The organism is Roseateles sp. 22389, from assembly GCF_052044995.1.
GTDB lineage: Bacteria > Pseudomonadota > Gammaproteobacteria > Burkholderiales > Burkholderiaceae_C > Roseateles.
Genome location: NZ_JBQEOF010000006.1, coordinates 137586 through 157804 on the forward strand (window position 1 = coordinate 137586; position 20219 = coordinate 157804).

The window sequence follows — 20219 nt, forward strand, 5'->3', positions numbered from 1 at the left end:
GCGGGCAAGCCGCGTGCCGACGGGAAATGCCGGGCTCAGCGCGACACGATCAGGCGCAGGCCCAGCGCGACGAAGACCGCGCCGGCGACGCGGTCCAGCCACAGCCCCGCGCGCGGCTTGCGCTGCAGCCATTGGCCGATCGCGCCGGCGAAGTAGCCCAGCAGCCCGAACAGGAGGGCGGCCTGCAGGGTGAAGGTGACGCCGAGCAAGGCCGTCTGGGCGGCCACATGGCCCTGCGAGGGCACGACGAACTGCGGCAGGAAGGACAGGAAGAAGAGCACGACCTTGGGGTTGATCGCGTTGGCGAAGACGCCCTTGAAGAACAGGCGGGTGAGCGAGTCCTCGACCTGGGAGGCGTCGCCGACGCTGGCGCCGCCGCGGCTGCGCAGCGCCTTGATGCCCAGCCAGATCAGGTAGAGGCCGCCGCAGACCTTCAGCGCGGTGAACGCCATCGGCGAGGCGGCGATCAGCGCGCTGACGCCGATCGCCGCGAGCACGGTGTGACTCAGGCAGCCCAGCGCGCAGCCCAGGCCGAAGGCCATGCCGTGCCGGCGTCCCTTCGAGATGCCCATGCCCAGCACCATCAGGTTGTCCGGGCCGGGGGACGCCGTGATCAGCATCGCGGCCAGCAGGAAACCGAAGAGTTGTTCGAAGGTCAGCATGGGGGCGGATGATAGGCGCAGCCTTCGACTCCCCAACTTCGACGGCCCAATGAAAACGGGCCCTGATTGCTCAGGGCCCGTGTCCGTGTCTGGCGGAGAGAGAGGGATTCGAACCCTCGGTAGGCGATTAACCTACACACGCTTTCCAGGCGTGCGACTTAAACCACTCATCCATCTCTCCGAAGCCCGCGATCATAGCGCAGATTTCAGGGGGTAAAGCAAAGTTGTCGGTCCCCGCGACGCCAGCGAGGCGGGCAGGGCGCTCAGCGGCCCGGTTGGATCACCTTGTCGCTCTTGATCAGCGCCATCGCGGTGCCGATCAGGCCGGACACCTCGCTCATGTTGGCCGGCACGATCATCGTGTTGTTCTTCTGCGCGAGCTGCGAGAAGGCCTCGACCGCCTTCTCGGCCACCTTCAGCTGCACCGCGTCGCCGCCGCCCGGCTGCTGGATCGCCGCGGCGATCTTGCGGATCGCGTCGGCGCTGGCTTCCGCCACCGCCGTGATGGCCGCGGCCTCGCCCTGCGCCTTGTTGATCTCGGCCTGCTTCTCGCCTTCGGACCGCGCGATCGCCGCCTCGCGCTCGCCGGTGGCGATGTTGATCTGCTCCTGGCGGCGACCTTCCGACGCGGCGATCAGCGCGCGCTTCTCGCGCTCCGCGGTGATCTGGGCCTGCATCGAGCGCAGGATCTCCGCCGGCGGCGTCAGGTCCTTGATCTCGTAGCGCAGCACCTTCACGCCCCAGTTCAGCGCTGCTTCGTCCAGCGCCTGCACGACGGCGGCGTTGATGGCGTCGCGCTCCTCGAAGGTCCGGTCCAGTTCCATGCGGCCGATCACCGAGCGCAGCGTCGTCTGCGCCAGCTGCGTGATCGCGATGATGTAGTTGCTGGAGCCGTAGCTCGCGCGCATCGGGTCGGTGACCTGGAAGTACAGGATGCCGTCCACCGTCAGCTGGGTGTTGTCCTTGGTGATGCAGACCTGGCTGGGGACGTCCAGCGGGATCTCCTTGAGCGAATGCTTGTAGGCCAGGCGGTCGATGAAGGGCACCAGGATGTTCAGGCCGGGCGTCAGTGTGCCGTGGTACTTGCCCAGGCGCTCGACCACCCAGGCGTTCTGTTGCGGGACGACCTTCACCGACTGCACGACGAAGACGATGGCGACGACCAGCACGACCAATGCGACGATTTCCATGAGCGGGACTCCTCCTCCGGAGATGTGGAACGGGAAACAGAAAGAGAAAAGGGGCGATCAGGCGGCGTCGACGAGCAGGCAACTGCCCTCGACCGCGCGGATCACATGGCGCCCGCTGTGCGGCGCGCCGGCGCCGACGAAGCGCGCCTGCCAGGCCGCGCCGCGGTAGCGGACTTCGGCCGTGCCGTCCGCGCGCCAGAGCGCGACGTCCAGGCTCTGGCCGATGTCGAGGTTCACATTGGGGTTCTCGCCGGCAGGCGCGCGCGGATGGCGTCTCAGGCGCAGGTGCCACCAGGTCACCGCGCCGCCGCCCACACCGGCGGCCACCACCAGCTGCAGCCAGAACGGTCCGCCGACGTGTGCCATCAGCGCCGCGGCCGCCGCGCCCAAGGCCAGCATCAATAAGTAGAAGGTCGTTCCGCTGGCGAGCTCCGCCGCCACCAGTCCGCCGCAGATCACCCACCACCAGGTGGCGACACTCCAATCCATCCCATCCTCCTCGTTGTCCGGGCGATCCATGGTTCGCCCGGTCCTTGTGTGACGGGGCAGTGTACGCCTCGGTCCTCCTGGCGCTTCACGTCCTTTCGGGGGCCTGAAGCCGGCAGTTGGCGGCCATTGACAACCTGGCCGTTCTGTTTCTGCGACAACCCGGGATCAACACTTGCGTGACACGGCTGACGCCCTACACTTCGCGCCTTTCTTGTTTGACCTGCCCCGATCCGGAGGCCTCATGACGCCGCGTTTCCGCTTTCCCATCGTCATCATCGACGAGGACTATCGCTCCGAGAACACCTCGGGTTTGGGCATCCGCGCCCTGGCGGAAGCCATTCAGAAGGAAGGCTTCGAGGTGCTGGGCGCCACCAGCTACGGTGACCTCAGCCAGTTCGCGCAGCAGCAGAGCCGCGCCAGCGCCTTCATCCTGTCGATCGACGACGAGGAGTTCTCCGGCAACGGCGACGGCGGCGAGCTCGATCCGGCGGTCCTGAACCTGCGCAAGTTCATCCAGGAGATCCGCTTCAAGAATGCGGACATTCCCATCTACGTCTATGGCGAGACCCGGACGTCGCAGCACCTGCCCAACGACGTGCTGCGCGAGCTGCACGGCTTCATCCACATGTTCGAGGACACGCCCGAGTTCGTGGCGCGTCACATCATCCGCGAGGCCAAGAGCTACCTCGACGGCCTGGCGCCGCCATTCTTCAAGGCGCTGATGGACTACGCGCAGGACGGCTCCTACTCGTGGCACTGCCCGGGACACTCCGGCGGCGTGGCTTTCCTGAAGAGCCCGGTCGGCCAGATGTTCCACCAGTTCTTCGGCGAGAACATGCTGCGCGCCGACGTCTGCAACGCGGTCGAGGAACTCGGCCAGCTGCTGGACCACACCGGCCCGGTCGCCGAGAGCGAGAAGAACGCCGCCCGCATCTTCAATGCGGACCACTGCTTCTTCGTCACCAACGGCACCTCGACCTCCAACAAGATGGTGTGGCACCACACGGTGGCGCCGGGCGACGTGGTCGTGGTGGACCGCAACTGCCACAAGTCCATCCTGCACAGCATTATCATGACCGGCGCGGTGCCGGTCTTCATGACGCCCACGCGCAACCACTACGGCATCATCGGCCCCATCCCGGAGAGCGAGTTCTCGCCCGAGACCATCCGCAAGAAGATCGCGAAGAATCCGCTGCTAAAGGGCGTGGATCCGAAGAAGGTGAAGCCGCGGATCATGACGCTGACGCAGAGCACCTATGACGGCGTGCTCTACAACACCGAGACCATCAAGTCCAAACTGGACGGCTGGATCGACACGCTGCACTTCGACGAGGCTTGGCTGCCGCACGCGGCCTTCCACAACTTCTACGGCTCGTACCACGCGATGGGCAAGCATCGCCCGCGCCCGAAGACCGCGATGGTCTACGCCACGCAGTCGACGCACAAACTGCTGGCCGGCATCTCGCAGGCGTCGCAGGTGCTGGTGCAAGATTCGCAGAACGTGAAGCTGGACAAGCATCTGTTCAACGAGGCGTATCTGATGCACACCTCCACCAGCCCGCAGTACTCGATCATCGCCAGCTGCGACGTCGCGGCCGCGATGATGGAGCCCCCGGGCGGCACGGCGCTGGTGGAAGAATCCATCCTCGAGGCCCTGGACTTCCGCCGCGCGATGCGCAAGGTCGAGAAGGACTACGGCAAGGACTGGTGGTTCAAGGTCTGGGGGCCGGACAAGCTCGCCGCCGACGGCATCGGCAAGGCCGCGGACTGGATGCTCAAGGCCAACGAGAAGTGGCACGGTTTCGGTCCGATCGAAGCCGGCTTCAACATGCTGGATCCGATCAAGTCCACGGTGATCACGCCGGGACTGGACATGAGCGGCAAGTTCGCCAAGACCGGCATCCCGGCCAGCATCGTCACCAAGTTCCTGGCCGAGCACGGCGTGGTGGTTGAGAAGACGGGTCTGTACTCGTTCTTCATCATGTTCACCATCGGCATCACCAAGGGCCGCTGGAACACGCTGCTGACCGCGCTGCAGCAGTTCAAGGACGACTACGACCGGAACGCGCCGATCTGGCGCATCCTGCCGGACTTCGTGGCCGCCTTCCCGCGCTATGAGCGCATGGGACTGCGCGACCTGTGCCAGAGCGTGCATGAGGCCTATGCGTCCGGCGACATCGCGCGCCTGACGACCGAGGTCTACCTGTCCGACCTGGAGCCGGCGATGAAGCCGTCCGACGCCTATGCGCACATCGCGCATCGCAAGACGGAACGCGTCGAGATCGACAAGCTGGAAGGCCGCGTCACCACCGCACTGCTGACGCCTTATCCGCCCGGCATCCCGCTGCTGATTCCGGGTGAGCGCTTCAACAAGCGGATCGTGGACTACCTGAAGTTCACCAGAGACTTCAATGCGAAGTTCCCGGGCTTCGCGACTGACGTCCATGGACTGGTCGCGGAGAAGGGCGCCGATGGGGTGACCCGGTATTACGTGGATTGCGTGGTTGACGAGAAATGAAGAACGGGACCCTCGGGTCCCGTTTCTACTTTCACGTCCGGCGCGCTTGGCCGCTGGAGCATGGGGCCCTGGCGGCAAGCGCCAGAACCCCAAGCACCACCGTCCCTGATCCACCGAGGTGATCGGCGGCTGGGGACCGGGGTGTGCGTGAGGGTGCGTGAGAGGCGTTACTCCGTGCCGGCCATCGCGCCGTGGCTGAAGCCGCCGTCGACGTAGATGATTTCCGAGCTCACGCCGGCGGCCAGGTCCGACAGCAGGAAGGCGGCCGTGTTGCCGACATCCTCGATCGTGACGTTGCGCTTGATGGCGGCGCTGTCGGCAAACTGCTTCAGCAACTTGCCGAAGTCCTTGATGCCGGAAGCGGCCAGCGTCTTGATCGGGCCCGCCGAGATGCCGTTCACCCGGATGCCCTTGGCGCCCAGGCCGTAGGCCAGGTAACGCACGCTGGCTTCCAGCGAGGCCTTGGCCAGGCCCATCGTGTTGTAGTTCGGCACGAAACGCTCGGCGCCCAGGTAGGACAGCGTCAGCAGCGCCGCGCCAGGACGCAGTCGGCTTTGCGCCGCCTTGGCCATCGCCGGGAAGCTGTAGGCCGAAATATCGTGCGCGATACGGAAGTTCTGGCGGGTCATTCCATCCAGGAATTCACCGGCGATCGCCTCGCGCGGGGCGAAACCTATCGAGTGGACAAACCCGTCGAATTCCGGCCAGTGCTGGCCCAGGTCCTCGAAGAGGCGCTCGATCTGGGCGTCGTCGCCCACGTCGCAGTCGAACACCAGGCTGGAGCCGAATTCGGCAGCGAACTCGGTGATGCGGTCCTTGAAGCGCTCGCCCACGTAGCTGAAGGCCAGCTCAGCCCCTTCGCGGTGGCAGGCCTTGGCAATGCCGTAGGCAATCGAACGGTTGGACAGCACGCCCGTGATCAGCAGTCGCTTGCCGGCGAGAAATCCCATGTCTGCTCCTGGTATTCATAGATTCGAGGGAGGCCGGGATTCTCGCACGCCATGCCGTGAACGAAGTCACCGCCTTGTCGGCACGCTGTTTGCATAGTACACTTCGAGCTTCGCTGAAAAAGTGAACGGTGGGCGGATTCATCCAGCCCATTTTTTTTGGCTGTCCCTACGTGTCCCTACAGGATAGATACCGTCGTCGATGAATTTGAGCTGGCAAGCCGTTGTTGAAAAAACCGTGACCGGTCTGGGTTACGAGGTGGTGGGCTGCGAACGCAGCGCCGGGGGCTTGCTACGCGTGTTCATCGACAAGCCGCTCGTCGGCGGCCAGGAGCCGGAACAGCCGGTGAACGTCGAGGACTGCGAGCGCGTCACGCGCCAGTTGCGCTACGTGATGGAAGTCGAGGAAATCGACTACACGCGCCTGGAAGTGTCGACCCCCGGCCTCGATCGACCGCTGAACAATGCCGGCGACTACGCCCGGTTCCTCGGTCACGAAGTGGAAATCACCCTGCGCGAGGCTTTCCAGGGCCGCAAGAAGTACCGCGGCGTGCTGGTCGCGGCCGAAGGCGTCGCCGCGGAGGAAGACCCGGCCACGCTGGCGCAGCGCACCGACTGGCGGGTGATCTTCTCCGACGGCAAGACCGAGCAGGCGCTGGACTTCGCGCTGGATGAAGTGCGCTCGGCCAAGCTGGTGCCGGAGATCAATTTCAAGGGTCGCACGCCGGGCAAGGCGGGCGGCGCGGCCGCGGGCAAGTCCGCGGCGAAGAAAAACACGGGCTTGGCGCCCCAGGGATCCGAATCTGCTGACGGCGTGGCTGCGAAGCCCAAGGCGTCGAAGAAGAAGAGCAATGCCAAGTCCCGGCAGACGGATGACAAGGTTGACGGAGGTCTCGATCAATGAACCGCGAACTGTTGATGCTGGTGGACGCCATCTCGCGCGAAAAGAGCGTGGAGCGCGATGTGGTGTTCGGCGCCGTTGAGGCGGCGCTGGCTTCGGCCACCAAGAAGTTGTATGGCGGCGAGGTCGACATCCGTGTGGCCATCGACCGCGACACCGGCGAGTACGAGACCTTCCGCCGCTGGCACGTGGTGCCCAACGAGGCCGGCCTGCAGAACCCGGATTCCGAGATCCTGCTGTTCGAAGCGCAGGAGCAGATCGCCGACATCGAGGTCGACGACCACATCGAAGAAGGCGTGGAGTCGGTGCCCATCGGCCGCATCGGCGCCCAGGCCGCCAAGCAGGTCATCCTGCAGAAGATCCGCGATGCCGAGCGCGAGCAGCTGCTCAACGACTTCATGTCGCGTGGCGAGCGCATCTTCGTCGGCACCGTCAAGCGCCTGGACAAGGGCGACATCATTGCCGAGTCGGGCCGTGTCGAAGGCCGCCTCAAGCGCAATGAAATGATCCCCAAGGAGAACCTGCGCACCGGCGACCGCGTCCGCGCGGTGATCCTGGGCGTCGATCCGACGCAGCGCGGTCCGCAGATCATGCTGTCGCGCTCCTCCGGCGAGTTCATGAAGGAACTCTTCGCGCAGGAAGTGCCCGAGATCGAGCAGGGACTGCTCGAGATCAAGAGCTGCGCCCGCGACGCCGGCAGCCGCGCCAAGATCGCCGTGGTCTCGCACGACAAGCGCGTCGACCCGATCGGCACCTGCGTCGGCGTGCGCGGCTCGCGCGTCAACGGCGTGACCAACGAGCTGGCCGGCGAGCGCGTGGACATCGTGCTCTGGTCCGAGGATCCGGCGCAGTTCGTGATCGGCGCGCTGGCGCCGGCCAATGTGCAGTCCATCGTCGTCGATGAGGAGCGCCACGCGATGGACGTGGTCGTCGACGAGGAGAACCTGGCGATCGCGATCGGCCGTGGCGGCCAGAACGTGCGCCTGGCCTCGGAGCTGACCGGCTGGAAGATCAACATCATGACCGCCGAGGAATCCGCCGCCAAGCAGGCCGAGGAATCCGACGTGGTGCGCAAGCTGTTCGTCGAGAAGCTGGACGTGGACGAGGAAGTCGCCGACATCTTGATCGCCGAAGGCTTCGCCTCGCTGGAAGAAGTCGCCTACGTCCCGATGCAGGAAATGCTCGAGATCGAGGCCTTCGACGAGGAAACCGTCAACGAGCTGCGCACCCGTGCCAAGGATGCGCTGCTGACGATGGAAATCGCCCGCGAGGAGAAGGTCGAGGAGGTCTCCCAGGACCTGCGCGACCTGGAAGGCATGACCCCGGAGCTGATCGCCAAGCTGGCGGCCGGCGACATCCACACCCGTGACGACTTGGCCGACCTGGCCGTCGACGAGTTGGTCGAGATTTCGTCCCTGGACGAGGCAGCGGCACGCGCTTTGATCATGAAGGCGCGCGAGCACTGGTTCAACGCATAACGCCCGAGCAGCCACGCTCTGAAGCGACTTCAAGCGAAACCAGACCGCTCCGCACCACACAAGATTTAAGGATTTCAACAATGGCCGTGACCACCGTCGCCCAGCTGGCCGCAGAGCTGAACAGGCCTGCGAGCACCTTGCTGGAGCAGCTCCAAGCTGCGGGCGTCAAGAAGGCGTCCGCCGAGGACACCCTGAACGAAAGCGACAAGGAACGCCTGCTGGACCATTTGCGCACCGCGCATGGCACCGGCGGCGCCGAGCGCAAGAAGATCACCCTGACCCGCAAGTCGACCAGCGAGATCAAGCAGGCCGATGCCTCGGGCAAGGCGCGCACCATCCAGGTCGAGGTGCGCAAGAAGCGCGTCTTCGTCAAGCGCGAGGACGGCGTTGATGACGCCGCCGCCGCTGCCGCCGAGGAAGCCGAACTGAAGCGCCGCGAGGAAGAAGCGCAGGCGCAGGCCGAGGCGCTGCGCCAGCAGGAAGAAGAGCTGGCGCGCAAGATGCGCGAGCGCGAGGAAGCCGAACGCGCCGCGCGTGAAGCCGAGGAAAAGCGCCGCGATGAAGAGCGCGCCGCCCGCGAGGCCGCCGAGGCCGCTGCCGCGGAAGCCGCCGCCAAGGCCGCCGCCGAGGAAGAAGCGCGCAAGGCCGCCGAGGCCGCCAAGTCCAAGGCCGAGAAGGCCGCCGACAAGGCCGCGGCGAAGACCGCCGCGCCGGCTCCGGCGCCCGTCGCTCCCGCGCCGGCCCCGGTGGCCGCCGCCGCGCCCGCCCCGGTCGAGCCCGCCAAGCCCGTGCTGCGCGTGGTGAAGGCCGCCGACGTCGCCGCCGACGAGAAGGCCCGCCAGGCCGAGCTCGAGCGCCGCCGCAAGGCCGCCGAGGCCGAGGCCGCCGCCATCCGCGCGATGATGAACGCGCCCAAGAAGGTGCTGGTCGCGAAGAAGGAAGAGCCCAAGCCCGAGGCCGCGCCGGCCGGCATCAAGGGCACGATCCACAAGAAGCCGGGCGGTGCCCCGGGCGCCACCGGCACGACCGCTGCCGCGGGCGCCGGCGCGAAGCCGGGCGACAAGAAGTCCGTCAAGTCCGAGAAGCTGTCCTCCAGCTGGGCCGACGACAAGAAGCGCGGCACGCCGGGCAAGCCGGGCGGCCGCGACGCGGGCCCCGGTGCGCGTCCGGGCGGCGCCGGCTGGCGTGCGCCGGGCCGCGGTCCGGCGGGTCGCCGTGGCGGCCGCGACGATCGCGGCGCGTCGATGTCCAACTTCCAGGCGCCGAACGAGCCGGTCATCCAGGAAGTCCACATCCCCGAGACCATCTCGGTCGCCGACCTGGCGCACAAGATGTCGGTGAAGGCGTCCGAGGTCATCAAGCAGCTGATGAAGCTGGGCCAGATGGTCACCATCAACCAGCAGCTGGACCAGGAAACGGCCATGATCGTGGTCGAGGAAATGGGCCACAAGGCGTTCGCCGCCAAGCTGGACGATCCCGATGCCTTCCTCGAGGAAGAGGGCGCCGCCGCCGAGGGCCAGCACGAGCTGCTGCCCCGCGCGCCGGTGGTCACCGTCATGGGTCACGTCGACCACGGCAAGACCTCGCTGCTGGACAGCATCCGCCGCGCCCGCGTGGCGGCTGGCGAAGCCGGCGGCATCACGCAGCACATCGGCGCCTATCACGTCGACACGCCGCGCGGCATGGTCACCTTCCTGGACACCCCGGGTCACGAGGCCTTCACGGCCATGCGTGCCCGCGGCGCCAAGGCGACGGACATCGTCATCCTGGTGGTGGCCGCCGATGACGGCGTGATGCCGCAGACCAAGGAAGCCATCCACCACGCGAAGGCCGCTGGCGTGCCGATCGTGGTCGCGATGAACAAGATCGACAAGCCCGATGCCAACCCGGAACGCGTCAAGAGCGAGCTGGTGGCGGAAGAGGTCGTGCCCGAGGAATTCGGCGGCGAGTCGCCGTTCGTCCCGGTGTCGGCCAAGACCGGCCAGGGCATCGACGACCTGCTGGAGCAGGTGCTGCTGCAGGCCGAAGTGCTGGAACTCAAGGCCGCGAAGGACTCGCTGGCCAAGGGCCTGGTCATCGAAGCCAAGCTGGACAAGGGCCGCGGCCCGGTCGCGACGGTGCTGGTGCAGTCCGGCACGCTCAAGCGCGGCGACGTGGTGCTGGCCGGCTCGACCTACGGCCGCGTCCGCGCCATGCTGGACGAGGACGGCAAGCCGGCGACCGAAGCCGGTCCGTCGATCCCGGTCGAGATCCAGGGCCTGACGGAAGTCCCGCAGGCGGGCGACGAGTTCATGGTGCTGGCCGACGAACGCCGCGCCCGTGAAATCGCGACCTTCCGCGCCGGCAAGTACCGCGACGTCAAGCTGGCTCGCCAGCAGGCCGCGAAGCTGGAGAACATGTTCGCCGACATGACCGCCGGCGACGTGCAGACGCTGCCGCTGATCATCAAGGCCGACGTGCAGGGTTCGCAGGAAGCGCTGGCGTCCTCGCTGCTCAAGCTGTCGACCGACGAGGTCAAGGTGCAGATCGTCCATGCGGCGGTCGGCGCGATCAGCGAGTCCGACATCAACCTGGCGATCGCCTCCAAGGCCGTCGTGATCGGCTTCAACGTGCGTGCCGATGCCGGCGCGCGCAAGGTGGCCGAGCACAACGACGTCGACCTGCGCTACTACAACATCATCTACGACGCCGTGGATGAGGTGAAGGCGGCGATGGCCGGCATGCTGGCTCCGGAGCAGCGCGAGGAGATCATCGGCACCGCCGAGATCCGCACCGTGTTCGTGGCGACCAAGATCGGCACCATTGCCGGCTCGATGATCACCAGCGGCCATGTGACGCGCAACGCGCGCTTCCGCCTGCTGCGCGACAACGTGGTGGTCTACACCGGCGAGATCGAGTCGCTCAAGCGCCTGAAGGACGACGTCAAGGAAGTCCGCGAGGGCTTCGAGTGCGGTATCAAGCTGAAGAACTACAGCGACATCAAGGAAGGCGACCAGCTGGAAGTCTTCGAAATCAAGGAAGTGGCGCGCACGCTGTAACCCAGCCTGCCGCCGCTCCACGCCCGGCGGGTCACCCCCGCCGGGCTTTGTTGTTTGAGAGAGTGAGGAAAGAGCCATGCGTCACAAGCGATCGATCCCCAACCGCGGTCTGCGCGTGGCGGACCAGATCCAGCGCGACCTGGCCGAGCTGATCCGCGAGTTGAAGGACCCGCGCATCGGCATGGTGACGATCAGCGCGGTCGAGGTCACGCCCGACTACGCGCATGCCAAGGTGTTCTATTCGCTGCTGGTCGGCGATCAGAAGGCCACCGGCGAGGCCTTGAACGAGGCGGCGGGGTTCCTCCGCAACGGCCTGTTCAAGCGCCTGCAGATCCATACCGTGCCGAGCCTGCATTTCCACTTCGACCGCACGACCGAACGCGCCGCCGAGATGAGCGCCCTGATCGCCAAGGCGAATTCCGACCGAGCCAAGGACGACGAGACCACCGAGGACTGAGCGTCCTCCGAGACTGACAGACGACGCCCCGCGAGGGGCGCCGCACCGTGATGAGCGCAGTAGCCCCCCGCCCCAAGATCGTGAAGCGCGCCGTGCATGGCGTGCTGATGCTGGACAAGCCCCTCGGCCTGACCAGCAATGACGCATTGCAGAAGGTCAAGCGCCTGCTGCGCGCCGAGAAGGCCGGCCACACCGGCACGCTGGATCCGCTGGCGACCGGGCTGCTGCCGCTGACCTTCGGCGCGGCGACCAAGTTCAGCCAGGTCTCGCTGGAGGCCGACAAGGGCTACCGCGCGACGCTGCGGCTGGGCATCACCACGACCACCGGCGATGGCGAGGGCGAGATCCTCGAGCAGCGCGACGCCGTCGCGAAGGCGCTGGACCTGGACGCGATCCGCGCCGCCTGCGAGGCCTTCAAGGGCGCGATCTCGCAGCTGCCGCCGATGTATTCCGCGCTCAAGCACCAGGGCCGCGCGCTGTACGAGCTGGCCCGAGAGGGCGTGACCGTCGAGCGCCAGCCGCGCAACGTGACGATTCACGCGCTGGACATCGTCGACTGGCAGCCTGAGGAACTGCTGCTGGTGATCGACGTGCGCTGCACCAAGGGCACCTACATCCGCACGCTGGGCGAGGACATCGGCGCGAAGCTGGGCTGTGGCGCCCATCTGGCCGGCCTGCGCCGCACCGCCAGCGGTCCGGTGTCGATCAGCCAGGCGGTGACGCTGGAGCAGCTCGAGGCGATGGACGACGCCGGCCGTCTCGCGCAGCTGACGGCCCCCGACAGCCTGCTGGGCGAATGGCCCGAGGTCGAGCTCAGCAACGACGAAGCCGGCCGCTTCCTGTCCGGCATGCGCCGGCGGGTGGCGCTCGGCGACCTGCCGCAGGTGCGGGTGTACGGCCAGATGCCGCGCGCCTTCCTGGGCAGCGCCCACGTGGCCGGCGGCGAGCTGATCGCCGACCGGCTGCTGAGCCCCACCGAGATCGCTTCCATGCTGATGCAGGCCGCCTGAGCCGGCATCGCCCGACAAGACCCGAGACATCCCCGAGTTCCCGACTTCCTCCAAATCCGAGAAAGCCCTCCAAGCGAAAGCCGCCCCATGAGCAAGCAAATCCGCAACATCGCCATCATCGCCCACGTCGACCATGGCAAGACCACCATGGTGGACCAGCTCCTTCGCCAGAGCGGCACCTTCGCCGAGCACGAGAAGGTCGTCGACACGGTGATGGACAACAACGCCATCGAACGCGAGCGCGGCATCACCATCCTGGCCAAGAACTGCGCGGTGAGCTGGAAGGGCACCCACATCAACATCGTGGACACCCCGGGGCACGCGGACTTCGGCGGTGAAGTGGAACGCGCGCTGTCGATGGTCGACGGCGTGGTGCTGCTGATCGACGCCCAGGAAGGCCCGATGCCGCAGACCCGCTTCGTGACCAAGAAGGCGCTGGCGCTGGGCCTCAAGCCCATCGTCGTCGTCAACAAGGTCGACAAGCCGGGCGCCAAGCCGGACGCCGTCATCAACGCCGCCTTCGACCTGTTCGACAAGCTCGGCGCCACCGACGAGCAGCTGGACTTCCCGGTCGTGTACGCCTCGGGCATCAACGGCTGGTCCTCGCTGGAAGAGGGCGAGCCCGGCGGCAAGTGGGGCGAGGACATGTCCGCGCTGTTCGACACCATCCTCAAGCATGTGCCGCCGCAGAGCGGCGACCCGGCCGCGCCGCTGCAGCTGCAGATCTCGGCGCTGGACTTCTCGACCTTCGTCGGCCGCATCGGCGTGGGCCGCATCAGCCAGGGCACGCTCAAGCCGGCCATGGACGTGGTCGTGATGGAAGGCCCGGACGGCAAGGTCACCAAGGGCCGCATCAACCAGGTGCTGACCTTCCAGGGCCTGGACCGCATGCAGACGAACGAAGCCGGCCCCGGCGACATCGTGCTGATCAACGGCATCGAGGAGATCGGCATCGGCGTGACCGTCACCAGCCCGACCAACCCGGCCCCGCTGCCGATGCTCAAGGTCGACGAGCCGACGCTGACGATGAACTTCTGCGTCAACACCTCGCCGCTGGCCGGCCGTGAAGGCAAGTTCGTCACCAGCCGCCAGATCTGGGATCGCCTGCAGAAGGAACTGCAGCACAACGTCGCGCTGCGCGTGAAGGAAACCGATGAGGACGGCATCTTCGAGGTGTCGGGCCGCGGTGAACTGCACCTGACCATCCTGCTGGAGAACATGCGCCGCGAAGGCTACGAACTGGCCGTGTCCAAGCCGCGCGTGGTCTTCCAGGAGATCAACGGCGAGAAGTGCGAGCCGATCGAGCTGGTCACCGCCGACGTCGAGGAAACCCACCAGGGCGGCGTGATGCAGGCCCTGGGCGAGCGCAAGGGCGAGCTGGTCAACATGGAGCCGGACGGCCGCGGCCGCGTCCGCCTCGAGTACCGCATCCCGGCCCGCGGCCTGATCGGTTTCTCGAACGAGTTCCTGAACCTGACCCGCGGTTCGGGCCTGATCTCCAACATCTTCGACGGCTACGAGCCGCACAAGGGCGACATCGCCGGCCGCAAGAACGGCGTGCTGATCTCGATGGACGCGGGTGAGATCTTCACCTACGCGCTGGGCAAGCTGGACGATCGCGGCCGCATGTTCGTCAAGCCGAACGATCCGGTCTACGAAGGCATGATCGTCGGCATCCACAGCCGCGACAACGACCTGGTCGTCAACGCGACCCGCACCAAGCAGCTGACCAACTTCCGTGTCAGCGGCAAGGAAGACGCGATCAAGATCACGCCGCCGATCGAGCTGACGCTGGAGTACGGCGTTGAGTTCATCGAGGACGACGAGCTGGTCGAGATCACGCCGAAGTCGGTGCGGCTGCGCAAGCGCCACCTGTCGGAGAACGATCGCAAGCGGGCGTCGCGCGGCTGATTGCGCGGGGCGCAGGCGCCTGGGCTGCGGAGGTCCGGGCGTTGGCCGCCGATGCATGGGGCCCCGGCGGCAAGCGCCGGAACCCCACGCATCACCGTCCCCAACCACCGTCGTACTGCCACGGTTTTGCGACCGAGGGGTGCTGGGGAGATGAAACGCCTGATGCTTGCATCGGGCGTTTTTGTTTCTGGGTCGAGCCAAAAAGATAGTGAACGCTGTACCTGACTGAAGCGTAGCCAAGCCAGCACGGTCGCGGCTCCGCTGCCTTGCGGTTGGCCATGCATGGGTTCGCCTCTCGCGGGAGGACCCCACAGGCGTCAACCGCACACTCGCCGACTCACATCGACGGAGTCCGCCGTGAAGCTTACTGGTCTGTCATGTTGGCGGCGTGCATCGATTCATTGCACCGAAGATGCCGAAGCCTCGACGGGACCCATGAGACAACCGCCGCCGAATAGCAACGCAAGCCTGCAGTCGCGCTCATCCAAGGCGCCGGATGCTACGCCACCAGACATGGACGAGGCTGTGGCCGGGTTGGCGCTCAGAAGAGGAACAACCATCAAAGGGCTCGCGCGCTTCCTGGATGGCGGTGGCGTCATCGGCAACGACGACGGGCAGGTCAGGAAGGGCATTGAAGGCAGCTACACGGCGCATGGCAGCACAGTCACGTTCTTCTCTGACGATCGCGGCAAGCAGCCGGTGAACGTGCTGCCGTATGTTGCGGGCGCGATCAGCTACGCGCCGATGAACGGTCTCCAAACCATCAGTGGGCCATTCACGGGATGCACCATGGCGGTCTACAACCATTCAGGAGAAGCGCGCGTCTGCCATGTCGACACCGCTGAACCCAGTACCGGCGAAGCCCCGAGCAAGGAGCGCTGGACCAGCATGAAACGCTCGGAGAACCTGGAGATTGCAGACGAGTTGGCGACCAAGGGGATGATCGGAGAATTCCTGGACAGGAACGAGCCTGACCCAAGCTGGGCGAGCCTCAGCGTCCTTTGTGTCGCGACGCCCGTCGTTGGCATATCCAGCCATTACGTGGTGAAGAAGGATGGCGACTATCTGGTCGTCGGCTAGCAATGAAAAAAGGCGACCCATCGGGTCGCCTTTGGCGGAGCAGGGAGGCTCAGCGTTGGGATTGCTTGCGGCGGCGCAGGCCGACGAGGCCGAGCAGGGCCACCGAGGCCAGTGCCAGCGAGGCCGGCTCAGGCACGTTGCCTCCGGTGCCGCCACCGCCGCCGGACTTGTTGCCGGTGACCGAGAACAGCTTGACGAAGTCATAGCCGGAGTAGCTCGTGCCGGTGCCGCGCGTCAGGCCGCTGGTGGAGCCGTCGGCACCAGTGGGGGCGCCGCCCAGCTGCGAGTTGTAGGCGGTGATGATCCACCAGCTCGAGCTGACGTTGGTGTTGAGGTTGACAGTCGTGTTGGCGGCCTTGCCGACGTCCGCGTAGCTGTTGACCAGCGACCAGCCGTTGGCCGACTTCAGCGTCGCCGCCGTCTTGCCCGCGATCGTGTTGCCGACGTTCACGCCCGACGTCAGGCCGGTGTAGGCCAGCACGGTGATGTCGCTGTCGTACTGCCACCAGCCCAGCTTCACCTGGGTCAGGTTCACCGCGGCATCGAACTTCAGCAGGATCAGGTCCTGGTAGCCGTAGTTGTCCAGCGAGTGATTGGGCGACTGGCTGTCGCCGCTCGGGGCCACGACGCCGAAGCCGCTACCGCTGTAGTAGGCCAGCGTGCTCTGCGCGAAGCCGTTGGTGCTGGAGTACGCACCGCCGGAGGTGTTGATCGACGCCGAGTAGGCCGAATAGCTGACGTTGGGCGCCGCATCACCGGTCTCGCTGCAGTTGGTCGTGCAGCTGCCGGCCGTCCAGGTGGAGAGCGCATGCGCGCTGAGCGGCAGCAGTGACGCCAGCGCCGCCGCGGCCAGCCCCATCAGGCGTTGTTGAACTTTTCGCATGGTTTCCCCTCGGTCTCCCCGACCCGGTCGGAGCGTCTGATTCGTTCGAGCTGCTATGAGCAAGCTCCGGGCCAAGGTGATGTTTCCCTTACGACACAAGCACTTGAGCGTGAAGATGTCGGTCCTTGGAGCGGGACTGTAAGTTTTTCTGACAAGCGCCGGCACCCCTCACCAGCGGGGCCCCGGCGGCTCAACGCAGCGTCTGGCTCAAGGCCAGCGCTTCCTTGTGACTTTCGAACGCGGTGCTGCGCAGCGCGACATCGAGTTCCTCCTTCGCCTCCGCCTTCCGGCCGGCCTTGGCCAGGGCGGCGGCCAGGTGGTAGCGGATCTCCGGACTGTCGGGTTCGCGCAGGCGCGCGTCGCGCAGCAGTTGAAGGGCGCGGTCGCCGTTGCCGGCCAGGTGGTAGGCCCAGCCCGCGGTGTCGATGACCGCCACGTTGCGGGGATCGAGCCCCAGCGCCTTCTCGGCCGTCGCTGCGGCCGTGGCCGCCTCGCCTTGCCGGATCATCACGTTGGCCAGGTTGTTGAGCGTCTCGACCTCGTTCGGCCGGAGCTTCAGCGCCGTCTCGTAGCTGCGGCGCGCGGCGGGGAAGCTCCCGGCGCGCGCCTGCGCGTCGCCGAGCGCCTTCCAGGCCGCCAGGTCGGACGGGTGGGTCTTCAGCCAGCGCTCGGCCAGGTCCTGCGCCGCCTTGCCGCTGCCGTCCTGCCGTCCCAGCGCCCGCATCAGGGCGAGCAGGCTGCCGCTGGTGGGCTGCAGCTCGTGGGCCTTGCGCAGCGCGTCCAGCGCCTGGGCCGGCTGGCGCCGCGCCAGCGCGACGTCGGCCAGCAGCGTGTAGCCCAGCGCCAGTTGCGGACGCAGCTGGATCACCTGCCGCGCCTGCTTCTCCGCCAGGGTCGGGTTGCCCTGCTGCAGGGCCACCGTCGAGGACAGCGCCAGCGCGCCCACATGCTGGGGCGCGGTCTGCAGCGCCTTGTCCAGGCTGTAGGCGGCGCCCGCCGGATCGCGCGCATCCAGTTGCAGCGCGGCGATCTGGGCCAGCGGATCGGCACCGAAGCCGGAGCGCCGCGCCGCGCTGGTCAGCGTCGCGCGGGCGCCGTTGGCGTCGCGGTTGGCGAGCTGTGCCTGGGCGTAGGCGATCAGCGTCTGCGGATCGTCCGGCGCCTTGCCGAGCAGCCGCTTGGCGGCCTCGAGCGCGGCGCCGGCCTGGTCCTGCTTGAGCAGCCAGGCGATCAGCGCCTGGTCCGCCCGCGTGTTGCGCGAGGTGCTGACGTCGGTCGCCTTGGTCAGCCAGCGCTGCACCTCGGCGGCCTGGCCCCGGGCCTCGCTGAGCAGCGCCATCTCGTAGAGCGCGTCGGCGTTCTTCTCGTCAGCCTTCAGCATCGCCGCCAGGCGCGCCTGGGCCGCATCGAACTTGCGCTCGGCGATGTCGATGCGCGTCAGGCCCAGTTGCGCCTCGGCCAGCTGCGGATCGAGCTGGAGGGCCTTCTGGTAGGCCTCGCGCGCGCCCGGCAGGTTGCCGGCCGAGCGGCGCGCCACGCCGAGCTGCACCCAGGCGGTCGGGTTGGCGGCCTCCTGCTTGACCAGCCGGTCCGCGATCGCGACGGCCTTGGCCGTCTGCCCGGCGCGCAGGTACAGCGACACCAGCGCCATGCCGGCGTAGGTCTGGCGCGGGTCGCGCTGGAAGGCTTTCTCGAGCTCCCCGATCGCGTCGCCGGACTGGCCGCCGCGCAGCAGCGACAGGCCCAGCGCGGTGCGGAACTCCGGCGCGTCCTTGGCCTTGAGCGCCTCCTGCATCAGCGCGGTGGCGCGGGCATGCCGGCCCTGCGCCATCTGCAGCGTGGCCATCATCACCAGCGCCTGGCCGTCGCCGGGATAGGCGCGCAGGTAGGCGTCCAGCACCTCCGCGGCGCGGTCGAGGTTGGGCTCCGCCACGTAGACCTGCGCCAGCAGCTTGGACAGCGGGCTGTTGGGCGTCTGGCGCTGGGCGTATTCCAGGTAGGGCTTGGCCTTTTCCATTTCGCCCAGGCCGAAGTGCGCGAGCCCGTTGAGCATCAGCGCCTGCGGGCGGTAGCGGATGAATTCGATGGGCACCGGGTCCAGTTCCGCGGTGACGGCCTTGAGCGCGCTGCGGGCGCTGGCGGCGTCGCCGCGGCGCTCCGCCAGCACGGCGGTCAGGTAGAGCGCGCGCGGCTCGCTCGGCGCCAGCTTCAGCGCGGACTGCGCCTGCGCCAGCGCGTCCGCGTCGCGGCCCAGGTCGATCAGCAGGCCGGCGCGGGCCAGTTGCGCCTCCAGGTGGCGGGGGTCGGCGGCGATCGCGCGCTCGTAGCCCTTGAGCGCCTCGTCCAGACGGCCCTGCACGTGCGGCACGGTGGCCTTCTGGTACAGCGCCTCCCCGTTGCCCGGCGCCAGGCGCAGCGCCTGCTCCGCCGCGGCGTTGGCCAGGTCGAACTGCCGTGCGCGCAGGCGCAGGGGCACCTCGGCCAGCCAGGTGTCGGCGTTGTCGGGCGGGATCGCGCGGGCCAGGTCAATCTGCGCCTGCGCGCGCGAGGGCTCGCCGAGGTCCGAGGCCGCCGCGGCGCGCACCAGCAGCAGCGCCTTGCGGATGGCGTCGGGCAGGCCCTCGGGCACCAGCGCCGGCAGCTTGAAGACCTCGGGCTGCTTGCCCTGGGCGACCAGCGCCTGGGCCAGCGGCACGGCGACCTCGGCGCGGTTGATGCCCAGCGAGAGGGCCTCGTTGAACTCGACCTCGGCGGCCGCGGCCTCGCTGCGCATCAGCAGCGCCTTGCCCAGCAGCACGTGGACGCTGAGCATGCGCGCGTCCTGCTGCAGCGCGTTCTTCAGCTGGATGACGGCGCCGTCGATGTCCTGGCGTTCGAAGCGCTTGAGCGCGTCCTCGTAGAAGCGCGCGGCCTTGACGCTGTCCGCCTGCGCCGATGCCGCGCACAGCGCCAGCAAGGCTGCCGCCGCGGGGCCGCGCCAGCGGGGCCCGCCGGACCTGCCAGACCTGCCAACAGTGCTCATCTCGTCCCCCCCGATGTGTGGTCATGCGGCCGCGGCCTGGGGCCGTCGGTGCGCGGGAGCGGGCAGGGTGCCTGGTCGCGCTCCGGCGCGAGGCTCAGGCCGGGTCGAACCCGGCCCGGCTCATTTGCGGTAGTTGTCGAAGCTCAGCGGCAGGTCGGGCAGCGCCTTGCGCAGCGCGCCCTGCGCGGCCTGCAGGTCGTCGAGCGACTTGCCGGTGATGCGCACGATGTCGCCTTCGATCTGCGCCTGCACCTTGAGCTTGCTCTCCTTGATCGCGGCCACGACCTTCTTGGCCTCGGCGGCTTCCAGGCCGTTCTTGATCTTGTAGACCTGCTTGACGCGGTCGCCGCCGAGCTTCTCGATCTTGTCCTGCTTGTCGACGAAACCGAGCACCACGCCCTGCTTGGTCAGCTTCGAATACAGCACCGCCTCGATCTGCTCGAGCTGGAACTCGGCGTCGCCGGTGGCGTGGACTTCCTTCTCCTTGTCCTTCCACTCGATGGCGGCGCTGGTGCCCTTGAAGTCGAAGCGGGTGGCGATCTCCTTGGCGCTGGCGTCCACGCTGTTGCGGACCTTCACCATGTCGGGTTCGAGGACGGTGTCAAAGCTGGGCATGTGCGTACATCTCTTTCA

At 67.4% G+C, this 20219-nt stretch carries 14 protein-coding genes, 1 tRNA gene and 1 pseudogene; 8 read left to right on the forward strand and 8 right to left on the reverse strand.

All coding sequences use genetic code 11. The features are described from left to right. Positions 1-35: 35 nt before the first annotated feature. The 4 genes from ACTJKJ_RS10695 to ACTJKJ_RS10710 form a co-directional block, all read right to left on the reverse strand. Positions 36-662, reverse strand: coding sequence for a LysE family translocator (locus tag ACTJKJ_RS10695; RefSeq protein ID WP_147242393.1), 627 nt, complete (start codon positions 660-662; stop codon positions 36-38). 90 nt (positions 663-752) lie between these two features. After that, positions 753-843: transfer RNA gene (locus tag ACTJKJ_RS10700), tRNA-Ser, on the reverse strand. 82 nt (positions 844-925) lie between these two features. After that, positions 926-1852, reverse strand: coding sequence for an SPFH domain-containing protein (locus ACTJKJ_RS10705; RefSeq protein WP_091732941.1), 927 nt, complete (start codon positions 1850-1852; stop codon positions 926-928). A gap of 57 nt (positions 1853-1909) precedes the next feature. After that, complete coding sequence (locus ACTJKJ_RS10710) at positions 1910-2341, reverse strand: NfeD family protein (RefSeq protein WP_091733833.1); 432 nt, start codon at positions 2339-2341, stop codon at positions 1910-1912. A gap of 241 nt (positions 2342-2582) precedes the next feature. On the opposite strand from ACTJKJ_RS10710, the gene ACTJKJ_RS10715 reads away from it, so the two are divergent. Further along, complete coding sequence (locus ACTJKJ_RS10715; protein WP_297382002.1) at positions 2583-4859, forward strand: arginine/lysine/ornithine decarboxylase; 2277 nt, start codon at positions 2583-2585, stop codon at positions 4857-4859. A 167-nt stretch (positions 4860-5026) separates the two neighbouring features. Here ACTJKJ_RS10715 and fabI read toward each other — a convergent pair whose 3' ends face one another. Further along, complete coding sequence (fabI, locus tag ACTJKJ_RS10720; RefSeq protein ID WP_440820422.1) at positions 5027-5809, reverse strand: enoyl-ACP reductase FabI; 783 nt, start codon at positions 5807-5809, stop codon at positions 5027-5029. Between the two features lie 205 nt (positions 5810-6014). Here fabI and rimP point away from each other — a divergent pair. From rimP to ACTJKJ_RS10755, 7 genes and pseudogenes are all read left to right on the forward strand, one after another. Continuing rightward, a pseudogene (gene rimP, locus ACTJKJ_RS10725) lies at positions 6015-6530 on the forward strand (ribosome maturation factor RimP); the annotation flags it as partial. Positions 6531-6706: 176 nt separating this feature from the next. After that, the gene (gene nusA / locus ACTJKJ_RS10730; RefSeq protein WP_091732952.1) at positions 6707-8185 is read left to right on the forward strand and encodes a transcription termination factor NusA; all 1479 of its coding nucleotides are present in this window, start codon (positions 6707-6709) and stop codon (positions 8183-8185) included. Positions 8186-8265: 80 nt separating this feature from the next. Continuing rightward, on the forward strand, positions 8266-11223 hold the full coding sequence (infB, locus tag ACTJKJ_RS10735) for a translation initiation factor IF-2 (protein ID WP_297382000.1): 2958 nt from the start codon (positions 8266-8268) through the stop codon (positions 11221-11223). Between the two features lie 76 nt (positions 11224-11299). Continuing rightward, on the forward strand, positions 11300-11680 hold the full coding sequence (rbfA, locus tag ACTJKJ_RS10740) for a 30S ribosome-binding factor RbfA (protein WP_091732959.1): 381 nt from the start codon (positions 11300-11302) through the stop codon (positions 11678-11680). 50 nt (positions 11681-11730) lie between these two features. Further along, the gene (truB, locus tag ACTJKJ_RS10745) at positions 11731-12690 is read left to right on the forward strand and encodes a tRNA pseudouridine(55) synthase TruB (RefSeq protein ID WP_183492086.1); all 960 of its coding nucleotides are present in this window, start codon (positions 11731-11733) and stop codon (positions 12688-12690) included. Positions 12691-12777: 87 nt separating this feature from the next. Further along, positions 12778-14601: a translational GTPase TypA gene (typA, locus tag ACTJKJ_RS10750; RefSeq protein ID WP_297381996.1), complete on the forward strand. Its 1824-nt coding sequence runs from the start codon at positions 12778-12780 to the stop codon at positions 14599-14601. Between the two features lie 513 nt (positions 14602-15114). Further along, entirely contained in the window at positions 15115-15681 is a 567-nt protein-coding gene (locus tag ACTJKJ_RS10755) for a hypothetical protein (protein WP_297381994.1), read from the forward strand. Between the two features lie 49 nt (positions 15682-15730). Here ACTJKJ_RS10755 and xdp1 read toward each other — a convergent pair whose 3' ends face one another. From xdp1 to ACTJKJ_RS10770, 3 genes are all read right to left on the reverse strand, one after another. Next, complete coding sequence (gene xdp1 / locus ACTJKJ_RS10760; protein ID WP_297381992.1) at positions 15731-16564, reverse strand: exosortase-dependent surface protein XDP1; 834 nt, start codon at positions 16562-16564, stop codon at positions 15731-15733. 190 nt (positions 16565-16754) lie between these two features. Then, the gene (prsT, locus tag ACTJKJ_RS10765) at positions 16755-19520 is read right to left on the reverse strand and encodes an XrtA/PEP-CTERM system TPR-repeat protein PrsT (protein ID WP_440820424.1); all 2766 of its coding nucleotides are present in this window, start codon (positions 19518-19520) and stop codon (positions 16755-16757) included. A gap of 186 nt (positions 19521-19706) precedes the next feature. Next, positions 19707-20201: a YajQ family cyclic di-GMP-binding protein gene (locus tag ACTJKJ_RS10770; RefSeq protein ID WP_091732977.1), complete on the reverse strand. Its 495-nt coding sequence runs from the start codon at positions 20199-20201 to the stop codon at positions 19707-19709. Positions 20202-20219 lie beyond the last annotated feature (18 nt).

Coding starts and splice junctions, on each gene's coding strand:
- nusA (WP_091732952.1), top strand. CDS start 6,707: ATGAACCGCGAACTGTTGATGCTGGTGGACGCCATCTCGCGCGAAAAG.
- ACTJKJ_RS10710 (WP_091733833.1), bottom strand. CDS start 2,341: ATGGATTGGAGTGTCGCCACCTGGTGGTGGGTGATCTGCGGCGGACTG.
- ACTJKJ_RS10770 (WP_091732977.1), bottom strand. CDS start 20,201: ATGCCCAGCTTTGACACCGTCCTCGAACCCGACATGGTGAAGGTCCGC.
- infB (WP_297382000.1), top strand. CDS start 8,266: ATGGCCGTGACCACCGTCGCCCAGCTGGCCGCAGAGCTGAACAGGCCT.
- ACTJKJ_RS10705 (WP_091732941.1), bottom strand. CDS start 1,852: ATGGAAATCGTCGCATTGGTCGTGCTGGTCGTCGCCATCGTCTTCGTC.
- ACTJKJ_RS10695 (WP_147242393.1), bottom strand. CDS start 662: ATGCTGACCTTCGAACAACTCTTCGGTTTCCTGCTGGCCGCGATGCTG.
- ACTJKJ_RS10715 (WP_297382002.1), top strand. CDS start 2,583: ATGACGCCGCGTTTCCGCTTTCCCATCGTCATCATCGACGAGGACTAT.
- ACTJKJ_RS10755 (WP_297381994.1), top strand. CDS start 15,115: ATGGACGAGGCTGTGGCCGGGTTGGCGCTCAGAAGAGGAACAACCATC.
- rbfA (WP_091732959.1), top strand. CDS start 11,300: ATGCGTCACAAGCGATCGATCCCCAACCGCGGTCTGCGCGTGGCGGAC.
- truB (WP_183492086.1), top strand. CDS start 11,731: ATGAGCGCAGTAGCCCCCCGCCCCAAGATCGTGAAGCGCGCCGTGCAT.
- xdp1 (WP_297381992.1), bottom strand. CDS start 16,564: ATGCGAAAAGTTCAACAACGCCTGATGGGGCTGGCCGCGGCGGCGCTG.
- typA (WP_297381996.1), top strand. CDS start 12,778: ATGAGCAAGCAAATCCGCAACATCGCCATCATCGCCCACGTCGACCAT.
- fabI (WP_440820422.1), bottom strand. CDS start 5,809: ATGGGATTTCTCGCCGGCAAGCGACTGCTGATCACGGGCGTGCTGTCC.